The organism is Streptomyces viridifaciens (assembly GCF_001888885.2).
Lineage (GTDB): Bacteria > Actinomycetota > Actinomycetes > Streptomycetales > Streptomycetaceae > Kitasatospora > Kitasatospora aureofaciens.
Window position 1 is genome coordinate 1258210 of sequence record NZ_CP090840.1, and the last position, 18208, is coordinate 1276417.

General features: G+C 71.1%; 13 protein-coding genes and 2 pseudogenes. 4 read left to right on the forward strand and 11 right to left on the reverse strand.

All coding sequences use genetic code 11. The features are described 5' to 3' along the window. Positions 1 to 97 precede the first annotated feature (97 nt). The 7 genes from BOQ63_RS05205 to BOQ63_RS05235 all read right to left on the reverse strand — a co-directional run bounded on the left by BOQ63_RS05205 (position 98) and on the right by BOQ63_RS05235 (position 6746). On the reverse strand, positions 98 to 1489 hold the full coding sequence (locus tag BOQ63_RS05205) for an amidase (RefSeq protein WP_072653532.1): 1392 nt from the start codon (positions 1487 to 1489) through the stop codon (positions 98 to 100). After that, the gene (locus BOQ63_RS05210; protein ID WP_030557748.1) at positions 1476 to 1685 is read right to left on the reverse strand and encodes a hypothetical protein; all 210 of its coding nucleotides are present in this window, start codon (positions 1683 to 1685) and stop codon (positions 1476 to 1478) included. Before BOQ63_RS05210 ends, BOQ63_RS05205 begins: the two co-directional genes overlap by 14 nt. Before the next feature lie 137 nt (positions 1686 to 1822). Next, on the reverse strand, positions 1823 to 2755 hold the full coding sequence (locus BOQ63_RS05215; RefSeq protein WP_072653533.1) for an MBL fold metallo-hydrolase: 933 nt from the start codon (positions 2753 to 2755) through the stop codon (positions 1823 to 1825). Positions 2756 to 2797: 42 nt separating this feature from the next. After that, positions 2798 to 4015, reverse strand: coding sequence for an MFS transporter (locus BOQ63_RS05220; protein ID WP_072653534.1), 1218 nt, complete (start codon positions 4013 to 4015; stop codon positions 2798 to 2800). Between the two features lie 76 nt (positions 4016 to 4091). Further along, positions 4092 to 4676, reverse strand: a complete 585-nt coding sequence (locus BOQ63_RS05225; protein WP_030557752.1) for a TetR/AcrR family transcriptional regulator — start codon at positions 4674 to 4676, stop codon at positions 4092 to 4094. 226 nt (positions 4677 to 4902) lie between these two features. After that, entirely contained in the window at positions 4903 to 5550 is a 648-nt protein-coding gene (locus BOQ63_RS05230; protein ID WP_499503509.1) for a response regulator transcription factor, read from the reverse strand. 29 nt (positions 5551 to 5579) lie between these two features. Further along, on the reverse strand, positions 5580 to 6746 hold the full coding sequence (locus BOQ63_RS05235; RefSeq protein ID WP_454130621.1) for a sensor histidine kinase: 1167 nt from the start codon (positions 6744 to 6746) through the stop codon (positions 5580 to 5582). Between the two features lie 172 nt (positions 6747 to 6918). Between BOQ63_RS05235 and BOQ63_RS05240 the strand changes: the two genes are divergently transcribed. The 3 genes from BOQ63_RS05240 to BOQ63_RS05250 are packed head-to-tail and all read left to right on the forward strand — an operon-like array spanning position 6919 to position 10584. Continuing rightward, positions 6919 to 7290 (forward strand): hypothetical protein, encoded by a 372-nt coding sequence (locus BOQ63_RS05240; protein WP_141763837.1) that lies wholly within the window; start codon positions 6919 to 6921, stop codon positions 7288 to 7290. 4 nt (positions 7291 to 7294) lie between these two features. Further along, positions 7295 to 8062 carry an ABC transporter ATP-binding protein gene (locus BOQ63_RS05245; RefSeq protein WP_072653537.1) on the forward strand — a complete coding sequence of 256 codons (768 nt, stop codon included), beginning with the start codon at positions 7295 to 7297 and terminating at the stop codon, positions 8060 to 8062. A gap of 5 nt (positions 8063 to 8067) precedes the next feature. Next, positions 8068 to 10584, forward strand: coding sequence for an FtsX-like permease family protein (locus BOQ63_RS05250; RefSeq protein ID WP_072653538.1), 2517 nt, complete (start codon positions 8068 to 8070; stop codon positions 10582 to 10584). A gap of 6 nt (positions 10585 to 10590) precedes the next feature. Here the strand turns inward: BOQ63_RS05250 and BOQ63_RS05255 are convergent. Then, a pseudogene (locus BOQ63_RS05255) lies at positions 10591 to 11077 on the reverse strand (transposase); the annotation flags it as partial. Between the two features lie 213 nt (positions 11078 to 11290). Here BOQ63_RS05255 and BOQ63_RS05260 point away from each other — a divergent pair. Next, positions 11291 to 13936, forward strand: coding sequence for an RICIN domain-containing protein (locus BOQ63_RS05260; protein WP_072653539.1), 2646 nt, complete (start codon positions 11291 to 11293; stop codon positions 13934 to 13936). Between the two features lie 193 nt (positions 13937 to 14129). Here the strand turns inward: BOQ63_RS05260 and BOQ63_RS05265 are convergent. The 3 genes and pseudogenes from BOQ63_RS05265 to BOQ63_RS05275 all read right to left on the reverse strand — a co-directional run. Then, positions 14130 to 14910 (reverse strand): annotated as a pseudogene (locus BOQ63_RS05265) (UDP-N-acetylglucosamine--N-acetylmuramyl-(pentapeptide) pyrophosphoryl-undecaprenol N-acetylglucosamine transferase); the annotation flags it as partial. 268 nt (positions 14911 to 15178) lie between these two features. After that, on the reverse strand, positions 15179 to 15883 hold the full coding sequence (locus BOQ63_RS05270; protein ID WP_072653540.1) for a hypothetical protein: 705 nt from the start codon (positions 15881 to 15883) through the stop codon (positions 15179 to 15181). Continuing rightward, a complete protein-coding gene (locus BOQ63_RS05275) occupies positions 15880 to 18114 on the reverse strand; it encodes a hypothetical protein (protein ID WP_072653541.1) in 2235 nt (744 codons plus the stop codon). The genes BOQ63_RS05270 and BOQ63_RS05275 overlap by 4 nt, the downstream gene beginning before the upstream one ends. Positions 18115 to 18208 lie beyond the last annotated feature (94 nt).

The window sequence follows — 18208 nt, forward strand, 5'->3', positions numbered from 1 at the left end:
TGCGCCGAGCAGGAGGAGAACGACGTGCCGTGCCCCGGGGCGCGGGCGCGCTACCTGGCCAACGAGACCCTGCGCGTTGGCCAGGTAGCGCGAAGGATCAGGCCGCTGTGGCGAGTGCCCGGGTGGGCCGCGTCTGCTCGTAGGTGTGACCGACCCGCAGGAGCACGGGCTCGCCGAGGGGCCGGCCGATCAGCTGCATGCCGATGGGCAGGCCCCCCGCGTCATGGCCGACCGGAACGGTCAGGGCGGGCATTCCGGTGATGTTGGCGGGGGCGCAGAGGCGCACGTAGGCGTCGGAGACGCTCTCGGCCGTGCCGTCGGGCCACGTGACCGTCTCCTCGTCGGCTCCGACTGCGGTCATCGGTACGCTCGGGGCGGCGATCACGTCGACCTCCTCCAGCATCCGTGCCCACTCGGCGCGCATGAGCGTGCGGGAGCGTTGAGCGCGTAGGTAGTCCCCCGCGCTCATCAACTCGCTCGCCTCCAGCAGGATGCGGACGTCGTCCTGGTACAGCTCGGGGACCGTGCGCAGGCTGCCTTCGTGGTAGGCGCCGGCCTCCGGCACCATCAGGCCCCACTGGGTGGCCTGGATGTAGCGGGTCATCGGGATGTCGACCTCGACGAGCTGGGCGCCCAGGGCTTCCAGCTGCCCGACGGCGTGCCGGACGGCGGTCTCCACCTGCGGGTGGACGTGGTCGAAGTAGTAGGTGCGCGGCACACCGATGCGCAGCCCCGTCAGGTCCGTGCCGACGCCGGGCCGGTAGTCCGTGGCGGGCACGGACAGCGAGGCGGGGTCGCGCGGGTCGTGTCCGGCCAGCGCGGTCAGGACCAGGGCGGCGTCCTCGACGGTGCGGGTGAGCGGGCCGACGTGGTCCAGCGACCAGGACAGGGAGGTGACGCCGTGCCTGGGGACGAGACCGTAGGTCGGCTTGAGGCCGACGACCCCGTTGAGCGCGGCGGGGACCCGGATCGACCCGCCGGTGTCGGTGCCCAGGGCGAAGGTGGCGGTGCCCGAGGCGACGGCGACCGCGGAGCCGCCGCTGGAGCCGCCGGCGACCCGGGTGCGGTCCCAGGCGTTGCGGGTCTGCGGGGTGGTCAGGCCGAACGCGAACTCGTGGGTGTGGGTCTTGCCGAGCAGGACGGCGCCGGCCGCGCCCAGGCGCGCGGCGACCGTGCTGTCCGCCGTCGCGCGATGGTCGGCACGAACCCGGGAGCTGGCCGTGGTGGCCATCCCGCCGACGTCGATCAGGTCCTTGAGCGCCATCGGGATGCCGTGCAGCGGTCCCCGGTAACGGCCGTGCGCCGCTTCGTGCTCGGCTTCGCCCGCCGCCCGGCGCGCCCGCTCGGCGGTGACGGTGACGTAGGCGCCGAGGTGCGGCTCCACCTCCTCGATGCGGTCGAGGACGGAGTCGACCAGTTCGACGGGGGACAGGCGCCGGGCCCGGATCGCGTCCGCGGCGGCGGCGAGGGACAGCTCATACGGCTGCATCGTGGTGCTCCTCTGCGGCGCGGTAGGCGGCGGCGGGCGGGACGTCCGCGAAGTCCAGTTCGCGCAGGACGGCGACGACGCTGTGGATGTGGTCGGCGACCGCGGCCACCGCGGCGTGGCGCTCGGCGGGCAGCACGAGTCCGGCGCGGGCGGCCCAACGGGCGGCCTCCGGCGGTGTGAGTTCGGCGGCGGACATGGATGTTCTCCCTTTCGGTGGAGGTTGGAGTGGCGGAGCCACCGACGCCCTGAAGGCCAGGGATTCGTCAGACAGCTGCAGACGCCACGGCAGTTCGGCGGCACGTGCGGGAGCGCCGAGCGGGGCAGGTCGCGGGGTCAGGCCGCAGCCGTCGGCATCACGCTGCCGTGCTCCGCGAGCAGCCGGTAGCGGCCGTTCTCCCGGCGGACGGTGCCGGCCGTGGGCTGCGGGAAGTGGGTGCCCAGGAGCAGCGCGTCGGTGTCCGCCAGGGCGTCGAGCAGCCGGGCGCGGGTGCGGACCGCCTGGGCGGGGTCGATGTCGACGCAGCTGTGCACGTGGGGGTGGGACAGCTGCACGGGGTGGTGGATGCTGTCGCCGGTGATCAGCGCCCGGCGGTCGCTGCCGCGCAGTTCCACGGCGACCTGCCCCGGGGTGTGGCCCGGGGCCGGGACCAGGAGGACGCCCGGCGCCACCTCGTGCCCCTGCTCGGGCACGTCCACGAGGTCGTACTGCCCGTTGTCGCGGACGGGGTGGACGGAGTCGCGGAACATCTGGCTGCGGGCCTCGTCCAGGTCGGTGGCGGCCCAGTGGTCCCATTCGGTGCGGCTGGTGAGGTAGCGGGCGTTGGGAAAGGTGGGGACCCAATCGCCGCCGACGAGGCGGGTGTTCCAGCCGACGTGGTCGGTGTGCAGGTGCGTGGTGATCACCAGGTCCACGGACTCGGGCGGGAAGCCGGCCGCCGCCAGCCGCTCCAGGAAGTCGGTGTCGAGACCGTTCCAGGCCGGGTTGGCGCGGTTCTTGCCATTGCCGATGCCGGTGTCCACGACGATCCGCAGCCCGCCGGCCTCCACCGCGAAGCTGTGGCTCGCCAGGCGGGGGGCGTCGGCGTCGGCGAAGTCGGGGCGCAGCCATGCGGCCTCGTCCAGCACCTCCTTGGTGGCGGCCGGCAGCAGCCAGGGGCCGGTCTGCCGCGGCAGTTCGATCTCGTCGACGCGGTGGACGGCGATGTCGCCGAGGCTCCATCCCGTACTGGTCGAGGAGGTGGTCGGACGGGTCGTGCTGGTGCTCATCTCTGAGTCCTTGCGTGCTGGTTGGGTCGAGTTTGAGATCGGTCAGGCGGTACGCGGCCGACGCACGGCGCGGGTGAGGCCGATAAGGGCCAGCAGGACGACGGTCGCGGCGTAGAGCGAGACGGCCTTCTGCAGGCCGTACAGGTTGGTCAGCAGGCCGGCGAGGACGGCGGGGATGCTCATGGCCAGGTAGCTGAGGACGTAGTAGGCGGCGAGCGTGCCGGCGCGTTCGCCCGGGGCGGCCGGGGGCAGCAGCAGGCGCAGGGCGCCCTGGGTGACGGCGCCGAAGCCCGCGCCCGCCACTGCGGTGCCGGCGAACAGCGCGGGCAGGCTGTGCAGTTGGGGGCTGCTCAGGGTCAGCAGGGCTCCCGGGATCAGGAGCGCGGTGCCGGCGAGGCTCACGGTGCGGGCGGGCAGCGCCCGGGCGGTGTGGCCGGCGATGCCGGCCGCGGCCGTGAGGGTGAAGAAGACCAGGCCGCCGGTCGCGCGGGCGGCGTGCGGGTCGATGAGTCGGGCGAGCGAGGGGCCGAGGGAGGAGTAGAAGCCACCCAGTGCCCAGGCGGCGACGATGCCGGGCGCGGCGAGCACCATGACCGGCCGGGAGGCGGGGGCGACGGTGATCGCGGGGCGCAGTGAGCGCCAGGCGCCGGGGTGGGGGCGGGCGGTCTCGGGGGTGAGCAGGACCGCGGCGGCCTGTGCGGTGAAGAGCAGGAGCAGCGGCAGGTAGACGGTGTGGGTGGGGGCGGGGGCGTACTGCACGAGGGCGGTGGCCGCCAGCACCCCGACCGCCATGCCGGCCACGGGGGTGATGCCGTTGGCGACCGTTGCCCGGCCAGGGCGGTCGGGGTCCTCGAAGTCGAGCAGGGCGGCTCCGGCGGCGCTGGTGGCCACGCCGGTGGCCAGGCCCTGCAGGATCCGGGCGGCGATCAGCGCCGGCACCCCCTGAGCGGTGGCGAAGACGGTCATCGCGACGGCTTCGGCCAGCAGCGCCCCGGCGAGGACCGGGCGCCGGCCGAGGTGGTCCGAGAGCGTTCCCGCGGTCAGCAGTGCCACCAGCAGGGCGAGCGCGTAGGCGCTGAACACGACGGTCAGCGTCATGGCCGAGAAGTGCCACGCGGCCTGGTAAAGCGCGTAGAGCGGGGTCGGCGCGCTGGAGGCGGCCAACAGGCCGACCAGGACCGAGGCGTGCAGTCGGAAGGCACCGCGGCGGCCCAGCGCGTTCAGGCGGCGGCGGGACGGCAGGACGGTGACGCTGAGCATGGAGCACCTCTCATGCCTAAAGGCAAACGCTTTGCGTTAGGAAGGGTAGGCCCCACGCCATTCAAAACGCAAACCTTTAGCTTTTGGGTGCCGAGGGAGCGGAATCCCCGCCGAGCGCCGCCGCCACCAGGTGGCCGGTGTAGCCCTCCGACAGGTCGGAGGGGCGGAACAGGATCCGGTACATCAGGGGGGCGACGACGACGTCCAGCAGGGTCTCCACGCCGGGCACGGCCTCCCCGCGCCCGGCCGCGCGCACCCCGATGGCCTTCAACTGCTCGGCGGCGTAGTCGGAGCAGCGGGCCGCGTTGCCCTGCTCGGGGTCGCCCAGCAGGGCGTCGCGGATGTAGGTACGGCCCGCCGCCGAGGACATCTCGTCGGCGAACTGCGCCGCCCATGCCTCCAGGTCCGCCCGCAGGCTGCCGTGGTCGGCCGGCAGGGCGTCGGGGCGCAGCCGCTCGACGGCCACGTCGGACAGCAGTTCCCGCAGGTCCCCCCAGCGCCGGTAGACGGTGGACGGCGTGACTCCCGCGCGGGCGGCGATCAGCGGCACGGTGAGCGCATCCCGCCCCAGTTCCGCCTCCAGATCTCGGACGGCCTGGTGCACGGACTGCTGGACGCGGGCGCTGCGCCCGCCGGGGCGTGTGGTGGCTCGGGCACTCATGAACCCAGCTTAACGCGAAGGAGTTGCGTCTGGTTCGACCAGGCGCCGGAGCTCCGGTTGAGGCCCTCGCAGGGCCACCCGCCAGCACGGCACCGCCCGACAGTCGGACCTCCGCGATCGGCGCTGTACAGCTCACCTGTTGCCCTCGCACAGCGGACAACGGAGGCCGCCCCGGGCGGCGGTAGCCAAGCCCGCCAGAGGCCCACAACTGTCGGACGAACCGGCTTCAGCGGACGACGCCGTGTTCCCAGGCCCAGGCTGCGATCTCCACACGGTTGCGGGCCGGCAGTTTGTCCTGGATCCGGCTGAGGTGGCTCTTGACGCTGCTGAGCGAGAGAGTCAGCTGTGCGGCGATCTCGTTGTTCGTGTGCCCGCGGGCGACCCGGCTCACGACCTTGAGTTCCTGGGGAGTGAGCCGTCGTGCGGCGGCGGCCGCGGTCTCAGCGCGTGACGGTTTGCTCAGGTGTTCCAGGAGCCGAACGGTGACGGACGGCGAGATGAGGGAGTCACCTTTGACAGCGGCATGCACTGCTTCGATCAGCAGCCGGGGGCCGGAGTTCTTGACCACGAAGCCACTGGCACCGGCGCGGAGCGCTCCGTAGACGTACTCGTCCATGTCGAACGTCGTGACGATGACGATCTTCGTACCGTCCGTCGCGGCTCCCTGTGCCTGGCGCAGGCGCCTGGTCGCCTCCAGGCCGTCCAGTTTCGGCATGCGGATGTCCATCAAGCAGACGTCCGGCCGCAGCCGGTGAACTGCCTCGACCGCCTCCGCGCCGTCGGAGGCCTCCCCGATCACGGAGATGTCGTCTTGCCCCTCCAGGATGAGGCGGAAGCCCATCCGCACCATCTCCTGATCGTCGGCGATCACCACAGAGACGCTCACTACGGGTCCCCACTCCCTCACTTCATGGGTATCGACGCAGCCAGCTCCCAGCCGCCCTCCGGCATGGGGCCGCTGCTGAGCTCACCGCCCAGCTCGACCACCCGCTCCGACAGGCCGACCATGCCGAAACCGCTGGGGCGGAACCACACCCGGCCGCGTTGCTGACCGCTCGCGTTGTCACGTACGCGGACGACCAGTCGGTCTCCGTCGGTTCCCAGCTTGACATGCACGGTGGTCGCGGTGTGGGCGTGCTTGCGGATGTTGGTCAGGCCCTCCTGGACCAGTCGTTCGACGGACTTGGCGAGTTGCGGCGACCAGACGGCACCGTCCACGTCGTCGGCTATGTCCAGCCAGGCGTGCTGGCCGGTGCCGCTGAACTGGTGGACGAGATCCTCGATCCTCGTCATGGCGGGGGTGACGGGTGCCTCCGCCACGGCTCCGTCCGCGTCGCGCAGGAGTCGGACCATGCGGCTCATCGCCACCAGCCCTTCCTGGCCGGTCCGCTCGATGTTGGCGAACAGCTTGCGTGCCGTGGCCGGGTCACGTTCCGCGGTGGGTTCACCAGCCTGAGCCTGGACGACCATGGCCGTGACGTAGTGGGCCACGTGATCGTGCAAGTCGCGGGCGAGGTCCAGGCGTTCTGCCTGGCGTACGTTCTCCGCGGCGGTCCTGCGTCTGCCGTCCTCGGCTCGCAGGTAGCCGCCCAGCAGCACGAAACCCACCGGCAGCAGGGTGAACAGGCCGTTGATGTCATTGAGCACCGGCAGATCCGACAGTGTTGGAGCGCGGCCCTCGATCCGTACGACCGCCACGAAGAGCGGGACCACCGACAACATGAGCGGCACAGGTCGTCCATACCGGCAGGAAAGGCACAGCAGCACCAGAAGGCCGAGGAGTTCGGCCCACCCGGGGGTGCGCTGGAGCACGGTGCCCTTCACCAGGGACGTGGTCAGCAACGAGACGGTCGCCACGACGACGCACAGCGCGCCTGCCGTCCACTGCCGTCCGAACCGGTACAGCCGCAACTGCGCGGCGGCGGCGCCCAGCGCCATGACCCCGCTGGCGATCACCGCCAGCCCGACGTAGCTGAAGCTCACCACGGATGCGTCGAGAAGCACGAGCAGCGCGCTCAGACACAATGCGGCGACCGTCCCGGGGGAGGGGCGCGGGAAAGAGCGGGGCATGGCGACGAGTTTAGACGCCCGTTCGCCGGCCCTCGGAACGGAGCAGGCCGATACGTACTTTCGGCCGATGCCGCCAGCTCGAATACCGTCTTTCGACGGCATCGCGACCCGTCGGCCGCTCCCACAATGATGCGTGTCCAGGCAGAAGATCCTCCCGTCACCAGGAGTCGCTGTGAAGTTTCCCGCGTTCCGTACGCATGTCAGGTCCCTGTTGGCGGCCGGATCCGTGGTTGTGGCAGCCGTGTCGCTCACCGGCTGCGGTGTGTTCGGCCACAGCTGGGACGTGAAGCTGGAGGTGACAGGTCCCGGCAGCGCCGACGTCGGCTACAGCTTCTCCGGTGACACCAGCGGGAAGACGGCGCTCAATCAGAAGCTGCCCTGGAACAAGGCCCAGAACGTCGGCTTCGGCTTCAACGATCTGGCCGTCAAGAACGCGAAACCCGGCACCGTCTGCCGTATCTACGTCGACGGCGAGCTCAAGGTCGAGCAGAACAAGCCCAACGCCGAGGGCGCCCTGTCGTGCTTCATCCAACTGAAGGGCTGATCCGATGTCTTTGACGAGTGTGGCCGCTCGCACGGCGGTCCGTGCGACCGGCGTCACCAAGGTGTACGGGGCGGAAAAGCCCGGCACCACCGCGGCGGTCGGCGTTCAAGCACTGCGCGGAGTCGACCTGGAGATCGACAAGGGAAGCTTCCTGGCCGTCATGGGACCTTCCGGATCCGGGAAGTCCACCCTGATGCACTGCCTTGCCGGCCTGGACCGTCCGTCCTCCGGCACGATCATCCTGGAGGACACCGAGATCACCGCACTGTCCGAACGACAGCGCACGGACCTGCGTCGCGACCGCATCGGCTTCGTCTTCCAGCAGTACCACCTGCTGCCAGAGTTGAACGGCTCCGAGAACATTCTGCTACCGCTGGATATAGCAGGCCGCCGCCCTGACCAGGACTGGCTGGACACGCTCGTGAGCGCCCTTCAGATCGGTGATCAACTCTCGCGCCGCCCCTCGGAGTTGTCCGGCGGACAGCAGCAGCGCATCGGCATCGCTCGCGCGCTGGCGGCCCGTCCCGCAGTCGTCTTCGCGGACGAGCCCACCGGCAATCTGGACGCCGGCTCCGGCCGGCACGTATTGGAGTTCCTGCGCTACTCCACCCGCGAGTTCGGGCAGACGGTGGTGATGGTCACGCACGACCCGGTGGCGGCCTCCTATTCCGACCGCGTCGTGCTGCTGCTGGACGGTCGCATCAGCGGCAGGGTCGACGGACCCACCCCCGAGTCCGTACTCGACGCGCTCCAGAACCCCGGCAAGCGGTGAGGGCGTTGAGGGCATCGGGGCTGACCAAGGCGGCGATACGGCAGATCGCGGCCAGGCCGTCACGGCTGCTGCTCACCGGCTGCACACTGATGGTGACGGCTTTCTTCCTGGCCGGTTCGATCGTCTTCACCGACACCCTGAAGCGGCAGTTGGCCGACGACCTCTCGCCGGTCGCCGCGGGCACGGCCGTGGTGGTCGGCACGGACGGCACCCAGCCGCTCGACGACAAGAGGGTCGAGGAACTCAAGAACGTACCGGGGGTGGCCGACGTCCAACCCGTGGCCACCGGCAGCGTGCTTCTGAAAGGCGCGGGCCGTGACCCCTACCCGCTGATCGGCACGGCGCTCACGGGGCCGCAGTCCGTCATCCGCCCGTTGCAGGGCACGCTTCCGGACGGGCCCGGTGAGGTCGTGCTCACCCGGATGCTGGCCGACCTCCCAGGCATGGGAGTCGGCAGCCGGATCACACTCGTTCCGCAGGCCGGCGTCGGCTCGGCGACGTCCCGGGACGCTCCTGCCCGAACGGTGACCGTGACGGTCTCGGGCGTCGTCCAGGCCCCGTCGGCCATGGGAACCGCCGTGCTCACCACGCCCACCAACGCCCGCTCGTGGCTGGGCACCGACGGCTGGCAGCAGACGCTGCTCCGCGTCCCGGACCGCCCCGCTGCCGACGTGGCGTCCACGGTCCAGGCCGAGCTGGGCAGAGGCTTCTCCGTACGCACCGCATCCAAACTGCGCGCGGAGAGCGGACCCAAGTGGTTCACCACCGTGTCCACCCTGCTCACGATCTTCGTCGCAGTGGCCCTGCTCGCCGGAACCCTGATCGTCTCCACGACGTACCGGGTGCTGCTCGTGCGGGACCAGACACGGCTGGCCCTGCTGCGCTGCGTGGGCGCACGGCCGGGGCAGGTCATGCGGTCCGTGCTGCTACAGGCCGCGGGTTCCGGGCTGATCGCCGGTGCGGTCGGAACGGTCGCGGCGATCTGCTGCGCCTTCGCGATCACCGGAATCACAGCTCTGCCCGGTCCCGCGATCTCGGCACCCTCACTGTCCGCAGGTGTGCTCGTTTCCGTGCTGGCCGCCCTGCTCGCGGCGATGCCGGCGGCGAGAGCCGCAACGCGCGTCGCACCGGTCGCCGCCCTGTCCGTGGCGGCCACCCGCCACGCACCGGACCGCATCGGCCGCACGCGCGCGCTGATCGGAGTGCTCTGCCTGGTCTGCGCGCTCCTGCTCATCGCCCTCGCGGGGCTCGGCGGCGCGGGCGGTGCCGTGGCGGCGGTCGGCTCAGTCGTCTCCGCGGTCGCTCTGTTCGGTTGCCTCCTCGCGCTCGGGCCGGCACTGCTGCGCCGCGCGACACTCGCCCTTCAACAGCCCGTGCGGGCGGTCGCGGGGCTGGACGGTGCCCTGGCAGTGCGCAACCTGGGCCGTGCCGCGCGCCGGACCGCGGCCTGCGCGACGGTCCTCACCCTGGGCTTCACCATGGTCGCCGCGGTGCTCGTGACACTGGCCTCGGTGGAGAAGGGCACGGACCGGCGGCTACGGGAGCGCGACCCGGTCGACGTCGTGCTCGACGCGTCGCGCACCGGCCCGTCGGCGCTCACCCCTGCCGTGGTGAAGGCGGTGGCGGCACAGCCCGAGACCGACGCGGTGGTGCCCGTCACCCGGGCGGACGGCGTCGCCCTCGGCGGCAACGGTCGCCACCAGGAGACGGAGATCCGAGGCCTTGATCCTGCCGCGATCCCCGCACTGCTGGCCGACAGCCAACGTGACTCCCACGGCGGAGACCTGCGGGGTGGCCAGGCAGCCATCTCCACGTCCGTGGCGCAGTCGCTCGGGGTCCGTCCCGGCGACCGGATCTCGCTGCGCGTGTCCGGCGGCGGGGAGTCCAGCGCCGAAGTGGCCCTGATCCATCCGGACGACGCCTACATGCTGGGCGGTGTCGCCGTCCTGCCGGGGGACTTCGCCCAACTGGCGCCTCTCGCCCCTGTACGGTCCTTGTACATCACCGCCGTCCACCGAGACAACCCGCTGTCGCTGCGCGCTCCGTTGGACAGGGCGCTGCCGTCGAACGCTTCGCTCCACCTGTCCTATCCGGGCGAAGACCGGGCCTCTCTGCGACAGTTGATCGGTCAGCTGCGGATCACGGCACTGGGGCTGGTCGGCATCACCGTGCTGGTATCGCTCGTAGGCGTGGCGATCACCCTGACCCTGTCCTCGATGGAACGCGAAAGAGAGAACGGTGTCCTGCGAGCGGTGGGTTTGCGCGGCTCACGCCTGCGCTCCGTGACGGCTTGGGAAGCCGGACTGCTCGGCTTGTACGCGGCCGTCCTCGGCGTCACGCTGGGCTCGCTCTACGGCCGGATGATGCTCGGTGCGCTGCCCGGTCTCAGCAGCCCCACGATCCCGTACGGGCAGTTGACGGCGACGTTGGTGGGGGCCCTGGCCCTCGTGCTGGGCGCGTCTGTGATCCCGGCCCTGCGTTCAGCGGCGGTCTCGCCCATGACGGCCCTGCGCGCGGACTGAGAACTCCTAACGCAAGGCAGTTCGCAAGCGTCGCCAGCAGATCAGCGAGCAGGCGAGTTTGAGGAATGCCTCGTGGATGTCGTCGCGAGCCTCCCGGCGGATGCGTAGGCGGCCGAAGCAGTGCAGCAGTGCAGTCTGTTCCACGACCCACCGCTTGGTTCCGAGTCCGGAGCCATGGGCGGTGCCGCGGCGGCGATGACGGGTTTGATGCCCTTCGCCCAGAGGTAGCAGTCGTGGTCATGGCCGCGGTCGGCGTAGACCTCTTTAGGCCGCCTGCGGGGCCGTCCGCGTTTGCCGCGGATCGGTGGGATCGCTGCGAGCAGGGGTATCAGCTGGGTGACGTCGTTACGGTTGCCGCCGGTCAGGGTCACGGCCAGCGGGATGCCGGTGGCGTCGCAGATCACGTGGTGCTTGGAGCGCGGCCCGCCCCGGCCGACCGGGCTCCGGCCGGTTTTTGGCCGCCCTTGAGCGCCCGCACATGGGAGCTCTCGATCAGGAGAAGGCGCCGGGCCGGCCAGGGTGGTGAGCACGCCGTCGAGGCAGGCCTTGACGGCGTCCCGATCCGGCCACGAGGAGGCCGGCAGGAATCCTCGGGTTCGCGGCAACCCTTTGCGGAGTCTGTGGCAACAAGAGGACGGATCCGGCCCGTTCCGGTGCCGGGATCCGCTCCCACCTCGTGCACGGTTCGCAAGGAGAACGTCAACCTATGAGCAAATCCCCCCGCAGTGGCCGCCGCGGACGTCACCGCCGTCGCCTGAGCGCCACCGCTCTGCTGCTCGCCGTACCCCTCGGCGTCGGGTCGTACTTCGTGCTCGTACACGGGGATTCCCAGGCCGCGACGGTCGACGGCGACGCGTACTACCGGCTGGTCTCGGTGCGCAGCGGCAAGGTGCTGGACGTCAACGGCTTCTCCACTGCCGACGGCACCCGTATCCAGCAGTGGACCGACCAGAACACCGCCAACCAGCAGTGGCGGCTGAAGCCGACCGGGGACGGCTACTACGAGCTGGTGAACCGCAACAGCGGCAAGGTGCTGGGCATCGTGGGCGACTCGACGAACCAGGGCGCCGTCGCCGAGCAGCAGACGGACCGCTCCGCCCCCTCCCAGCAGTGGCGGATCGGCGACGTGAGCGGGTCCGACGCGGTCACCTTCACCTCCCGCAAGAACGGTCAGGTCCTGGACGTCACGGGCAACTCCACGAACCAGGGCGCGCAGGTCATCCAGTGGCCCGGCTGGGGCGGTGCCAACCAGCAGTGGAAGCTGGTGAAGGTCCCCGGCACGGCGGTGCCCGGATCCGCGACCGGCGGCTCCCAGGGCTCCGGCTCGTACGTGTGGAAGAACGCCCCGGTGGCGGGCGGCGGTTACGTCACCGGCCTGGTCTTCAACCAGAAGGAGAAGGGCCTGCTGTACGCGCGCACCGACATGGGCGGCGCCTACCGCTGGGACACCGGCGCCGAGCAGTGGATACCGCTCACCGACTGGGTCGGCCAGAAGGACTGGAACCTGCTGGGCATCGAGTCGCTGGCCACCGACCCGGTCGACCCGGACCGGCTCTACCTCGCGGCCGGCACCTACACCAACGACTGGGCCGGCAACGGTGCGATCCTGCGCTCCACCGACCGCGGCCGCACCTTCCAGCGCACCGACCTGCCGTTCAAGCTGGGCGGCAACGAGGACGGCCGCGGGGCGGGCGAGCGCCTGGTGATCGACCCCGCGAACCACGACAACCTGCTGCTGGGCACCCGTAAGAACGGCCTGTGGCGCAGCACCGACGCCGGCGTGACGTGGAGCCAGGTCTCCTCGTTCCCGGTCAAGGACGGGGCGAGCTTCGGCACCGGCGTCTCCTTCGTGACCTACGGCCCGGCCGGCAGCAACGCGGTCTACGTCGGCGTCGCCGACAAGTCCGTCAACCTGTACCGCTCCACCGACGGTGGCAACTCCTGGCAGGCCGTCTCCGGGCAGCCCACCGGCCAGATGCCGCAGCACGGCGTGCTCTCCGGTGACGGCTCGCTGTACCTGACGTACACCAACGCCCCCGGGCCCAACGGCGTGACGGCGGGTTCGGTGTGGAAGTACAACACCTCCGGCGGCGGGTGGAAGAACGTCTCGCCGTCCCAGGGCGGCTACGGGTTCGCCGGTCTGGCCGTCGACCCGCAGAAGCCGTCCACGGTGATGGTCACCACGCTGGACCGCTGGTGGCCGCAGGACGAGGTCTACCGCAGCACTGACGGCGGTGCGACCTGGAAGACCCAGTCCGACAAGTCGGTGCGGGATCCCTCCATCGCCCCGTACCTCGGCACCGGCATCGGGCACTGGATGACCGCCCTGAGCATCGACCCGTTCGACTCCGGGCACGTGATGTACGGCACCGGCAACGGCATCTGGGCCAGCAAGGACGCCAACGCGACCGACAACGGCGGCACCAGCCACTGGACCATCGGAGCCCGCGGGCTGGAGGAGACCGCACTGTACGACGCGGTCTCCCCGCCCGGTCCCGCCGCCCTCATCACCGCGATGGGCGACCAGGGCGGCTTCGTGTACGACGACCTGACGAAGGAGCCGACCGGGCGGCTGGTCAACCCGACGATCTACAACAGCACCTCGGTCGACTACGCCCAGTCCAACCCCTCCCTGGTGGTCCGGGTCGGCCGGGGCGGCGAGCAGGACGGCGCCCTGTCCACCGACGGCGGCCACACCTGGAACGGTTTCAAGGGCGAGCCCGTGCCCAGCGCGGACAGCGGCCACATCGCCATCGCGGCGGACGGCTCCAGCATCGTGTGGACCGAGGCCGGCCAGGCCCCGTACCGCTCCACCGACCGGGGCGCGAGCTGGTCGAAGGTCAACGGACTGGGCAAGGACGCGCTGGTGATCGCCGACCGGTCCTCGGCCACCACCTACTACTCGCTGAACAACGGCACGCTCTACGCCAGCACAGACGGCGGCGCGAGCTTCGGTGCCCGCGCCACCAGCCTGCCCTCCGGCAAGCTCACCGCCGTCCCCGGCGTCGCGGGCGACCTGTGGCTCGCCACCGGCCAGGGCGTGCTGCACTCCACCGACGGCGGGCGCAGCTTTACCAAGCTCTCCTCGGTGCAGTCCGGCACCGCCGTCGGCTTCGGCAAGGCCGCACCGGGCACCTCATACCAGGCGCTGTACCTGATCGGCACGGTCAAGGATGTCGCCGGCGTCTTCCGCTCCACCGACCAGGGCGCCAGCTGGGTGCGGATCAACGACGACGCCCACCAGTGGGGCGGCTTCGCCGGACAGGGCATCATCACCGGCGACCCCGACACCTACGGTCGCGTCTACATCGGCACCAACGGACGCGGTCTCCAGTACGGCGACCCGTCCTGACACCACCGACCGTGCGGCGCCGCCGACCCTTGCTCAGGTTCTAGTAGTACTTCGTTAGGTCTGAAGTGGTTCGGTGTGCCCTCCTGACCGAATACACCAAACACCGCTGCAAGGTAGCTGGCGGCTTGTCCGGCTGGGGCGGGTCTGGTTGCTCGGCGGCGGCGCGTGCTGGCGTCCCGGGCCGACGGCTCGTCTAGCGGTCCACTACCGACAGCAACACGTCCACGAGACGGTCGGCGGCGTCCGGCCGGCCCGTGCTCGGCGGCCCGTCGCGCGATGTCCGCGCGGCGGGCCGGGTCCGTCAGCAGCGGACCGATCGCGTCCTGGAGTGTGTCGGGAGCGGGCCGGCCGAGCAGGGCCACTGCCGCGCCGGCATCCGCCAGGTGACGGGCGTTGTGCTCCTGCTCGTTCCCGGCCGAGGTGGCGAGCGGGATGAACACCGCGGCCCGCCCCAGGGCGGTCAGCTCGGCCAGCGTCCCCGCGCCGCTGCGGGAGATGACCACGTCGGCGAGGGCGAGCACGTCCGGCAGCTCTGGGCCGACGAAACCGGTCACCAGGTACCGGGAGCGCAGGTGCTCCGGCAGCACCGCCGCCCGCTCCCGAAGCCGCTCCTCGTGGCTGGGACCGCACTGGTGGACCACGTTGGCGTGGCCGAGGAGCCACGGCAGGATCTCGCTCGCCAGCTCGTTGATCTGCTGGGAGCCCTGCGCGCCGCCGGTGACGTGCACGGTCGGCCGGGAACGGTCGAAGCCCCACAGACCGAGCGCGTGGATCGCCTTGTCGCCTTGGCCGGTCAGCACCTCGGGACGTACCGGGTTGCCGGTCACCACAGCGGTAGCGCGGGCGGCCTCGGGCAGGAACTGGAGCGTCGACTCCGAGGAGACGGCGACCCGGGTCGCCATCCGGGCCAGGGCCCGGTTGCCCAGACCGAGCCTGACGGTCTGCTCGTGGACCACCAGCCTGTTCCGCGCGATCGGTTGACACGACGCAGTGACGGCTTCCGGCCATGTTCGGTCGCGGAGGTCGGTTCATCGCGTCCGCCCAGCAACGATGGCGAGACGGGGCGTTGCTGCAGGCAGGTGGGGCCTGCGATCCAGCTCTCGCAGTCGCTTCGGCTTGCTGTTCCCATGGGAACAGCAAGGGGCGGCCAAGCGGGCAGATGCGGGTCCAAGCGGGGAGGAACGGGGACCGTTCGTCAAGGCCACGAGATCGCCGCAGGTCAGAGCATGTATCGGTGGCGGGTCAGGAACCGGTGATGGCGGGGACGGGTGGCGGGTCGGTCGGGAGCGTGACGCCGGTGCACGGGTACTGCTGGGCGAACGCCTTCGCCAGCTTGAGCACGATCCGGGCGTCGGCCTGGCGCACCTCGGCGGGTGGCGGTGCGGGCGGGAAGCTGGGGTTGCCGGCCGCGTCGATGGAGATCCGGGCGTAGCCGATGGCGGACTGCCCGGTGTAGGGGTCGCGGAAGCCGCACGGGATGGCCAGGTCGAGTGAGTAGCCCTCGGCCGCTTGCCAGGCGGTGTTTCCGCTGCCGAAGGAGAGCGGCCGCACCGCGCCGCGGCTCGCGTCCAGCGCGCGGGCCTGGGTCAGCTGGCTTTCCGTGTGGAGTGCGATGGTGGGACCGTTGCCCAGGTAGGTCGGTGCCGAGCCGCCGTGCCAGGCCAGCTCGCAGTGGTAGCCGGCGCCGCCGGCCGACTGCCCCGGTTGCAGTGTGGGGGTGGTGGTCGCGGCGGTCAGGGTGCCGTTTCCGCCGCCCGCCAGGGGGCGGAGGTCGTCGGCGTCCAGCACCCCCCAGCAGGCCTGAGCGGGCAGGTGGGTGACGGGCTGCCAGGGCTGGCGGACCAGCAGCGTGACGCCGACGGCGACCAGCACCGCCGCCGCCGCGATGCCGGCCCGCGCCCGGAACCGCCTCCGACCGGGCCGGAGCCCGGTGGACGCGCCGCTCACTTGCCCGCCTGGTGGTAGGAGCTGTCCACGGCCAGTCCGCTGTTGTAGGCCTGCTGGGCCTGGGTGGCGGCGTTCAGGGCGCTGCTCCCGTTCGGGTCGAGACCGGCGTTGCCGAGCGCCTGCTGGACCGCCTGACCGACCGCCTTGTGGCCCTGGTCGACGAGCGCGATGTTCGCGGTGATGCTCGTCTGGGTGCTGTCGTGCTGGTACTGCGCGCCGATGTTCGTGATCATGTTGCTGACCTGGTCGTTCGCGATGTCACCGAGGATCGGGACCTTGCCGACCACGCTCCCGAGCGTCTGGCTGTAGATCGTGTTGGCGATGCCGGTGTTGGTGGTGATCGACTGGTTGTAGGCGGCGTCCGCCGCCCAACCGGCCTGCGAGACCGCGTTGGCGCGCGCGTTGCTGAGGATGCCGCTGACCGTGCCGGTCTGGGCGGCGACACGGTTGAGGTTGGCGCCGAGCTGGTCGGGGGTCTGCCCCGGTTGGTGCACCTGGGTCTCCAGCTGGGCGGCCAGGTAGCCGTTCTGGGCCTGCTGGAGGGTGCCGTAGGCGCCCGGGTCCCGGGCCAGGGTGTCCAGCAGGTGGTTGGCGTTGTCGGCGTTGAGGTTCGCCGGGGTGCCGAAGACGCTGAGCTGGTTGCCGACCGGCGCGTTGACGGCCTGGTTGACGTCGCCGATGTAGGAGGCGGTCATGTTCGCCACACTGCCGTTCATGCTGGAGAGCGGGCCCTGCAGCAGGCTCGGGTCCTTGCCGAAGGTGTTGACCACCTGGTTCATCACGTCGTCGGTGGCGGCGGTGTGCGGCGGCAGCTGGGTGCCGTTCGGCGCGTCCCACGGGACGCCCGTGGTGGCGGCCTGGAGCGCGTGGCCCAGCGCCGTCGGCTCGTAGGTGAGGGTCGCCTTGTAGTTGGGGTCCGTGATGCTGGTGTCGGTCAGGATCGGGTTCTTGCTGCCGTCGGTGAGGAAGCTCAGGTAGTCGTTGGGCGCCGTGTGGCCGGTCGGGGCGCCGCTGGCGTTGTAGAGCGTCTCCGGGTTGCGGAAGAAGTCCGTCGCCGCCGCCGGGCTGTGCCCCAGCGCCTCCAGCACGCCCGTCATGGGGTTGAAGCCGGTGCCGTTGCCGAGGAAGTTGGTCTTCAGGACGCCGTTCGACATGGGCTGCGGTCCGGCCTGCAGCCACATCTCGGGGTTCTGCCGCGTCAGCTGGGTGACGTGCTCCGCGATCGGGTCCAGGAAGTGCGGGTCGTAGTTCCCCGTCTGCAGGATGCTGGCCAGGAACTGGTAACCGTAGGGCTGCAGGCTCAACGGCCCGGAGCTGACCACCTGGATCCGCTGGGCGCCCGCCGCGCGCAGCTGGGTCTCCCACTGGTCGGAGAGGTGCGGCTGGTTCCGGGTGTTGGTCGCGCTGGCCAGCGCGGTGCCCAGTTGGCCCTGCAGGTCCTTCAGGATGGCGAGGCGGGCCGGATCCGGCGGCTGGGCCCGGCTGGACAGCACGGAGAGCTGGCCCCAGAACTTCAGCGTCTCCTGCGGGCCGAGGTCGTTGTAGAAGGCCGTGGCGAACGACGGGTCGTTGCCGTGCGCCTTCAGCAGCGCGTTCAGCTGGGTGAGCTGGGTGTTGGAGAGGTTGTTGCCCTGGGCGGCGAGGGCTGCCGCCTGGGCCGCCTCCTGCTCCGAGATCCCGCCGACCGGCGTCGCGTTGAACGACTGCTGGTTGGTGCCGGTGTCGGCGGCCAGCGCGGCCGCCGCGGCCTGGTCGGCCTCGGTGGCCTGCTGCAGCACGGAGGTGAGCCGGGCGCTGATCGCTTTCGCCGCCTCATCCATGGACTGCTGGTACTCCTGGCGGATCCCGGCGTTGCGCGGGAGGTTCGCCGGGATGCTCCAGGTGACCTGGCTGCCGTCGGCGGAGATGGTCAGGCCCTGGGTCTGTGCGTCCGTCTGGATCTGGCGCAGCGTGTTCTGGAAGGAGACGAACTGGTCATGGGCGGAGCGCAGCGCCTTGGCGAGCGCGCTGGTCTCCTCGAACGCCGCGTCGATCTGGGTGCGCGCCTGGTTGAGCTGGCCCGCGGCGGCCTGTGAGGCGGGACCGGACCAACCGCTGGCGGCCAGTGGGGTGACCACCCCGCTCTGGAAGTCGGATTCGTACTCCCACCTGCGGACCAGTTGTTCGACGTCGGTGGCGACCGTGTCCAGCGCCGAGAGGTTGGTGTTGGCGAGTTCGTCGTACGTGACCATGGCGGTTTTCCGCTTCCCCGTTCCCCGTTGGTCTTTCGCGTGCTGAGGCCGTGCCGTGCCGTGCTGATGCCGTGCCGTGCTGGTGCCTTGCCGT

Bases quoted from the DNA above. Each gene is read 5' to 3' on its own strand.
- BOQ63_RS05210 (WP_030557748.1), bottom strand. From the start codon at position 1,685: ATGTCCGCCGCCGAACTCACACCGCCGGAGGCCGCCCGTTGGGCCGCC.
- BOQ63_RS05225 (WP_030557752.1), bottom strand. From the start codon at position 4,676: ATGAGTGCCCGAGCCACCACACGCCCCGGCGGGCGCAGCGCCCGCGTC.
- BOQ63_RS05215 (WP_072653533.1), bottom strand. From the start codon at position 2,755: ATGAGCACCAGCACGACCCGTCCGACCACCTCCTCGACCAGTACGGGA.
- BOQ63_RS05260 (WP_072653539.1), top strand. From the start codon at position 11,291: ATGAGCAAATCCCCCCGCAGTGGCCGCCGCGGACGTCACCGCCGTCGC.
- BOQ63_RS05245 (WP_072653537.1), top strand. From the start codon at position 7,295: ATGTCTTTGACGAGTGTGGCCGCTCGCACGGCGGTCCGTGCGACCGGC.
- BOQ63_RS05205 (WP_072653532.1), bottom strand. From the start codon at position 1,489: ATGCAGCCGTATGAGCTGTCCCTCGCCGCCGCCGCGGACGCGATCCGG.
- BOQ63_RS05275 (WP_072653541.1), bottom strand. From the start codon at position 18,114: ATGGTCACGTACGACGAACTCGCCAACACCAACCTCTCGGCGCTGGAC.
- BOQ63_RS05235 (WP_454130621.1), bottom strand. From the start codon at position 6,746: ATGCCCCGCTCTTTCCCGCGCCCCTCCCCCGGGACGGTCGCCGCATTG.
- BOQ63_RS05220 (WP_072653534.1), bottom strand. From the start codon at position 4,015: ATGCTCAGCGTCACCGTCCTGCCGTCCCGCCGCCGCCTGAACGCGCTG.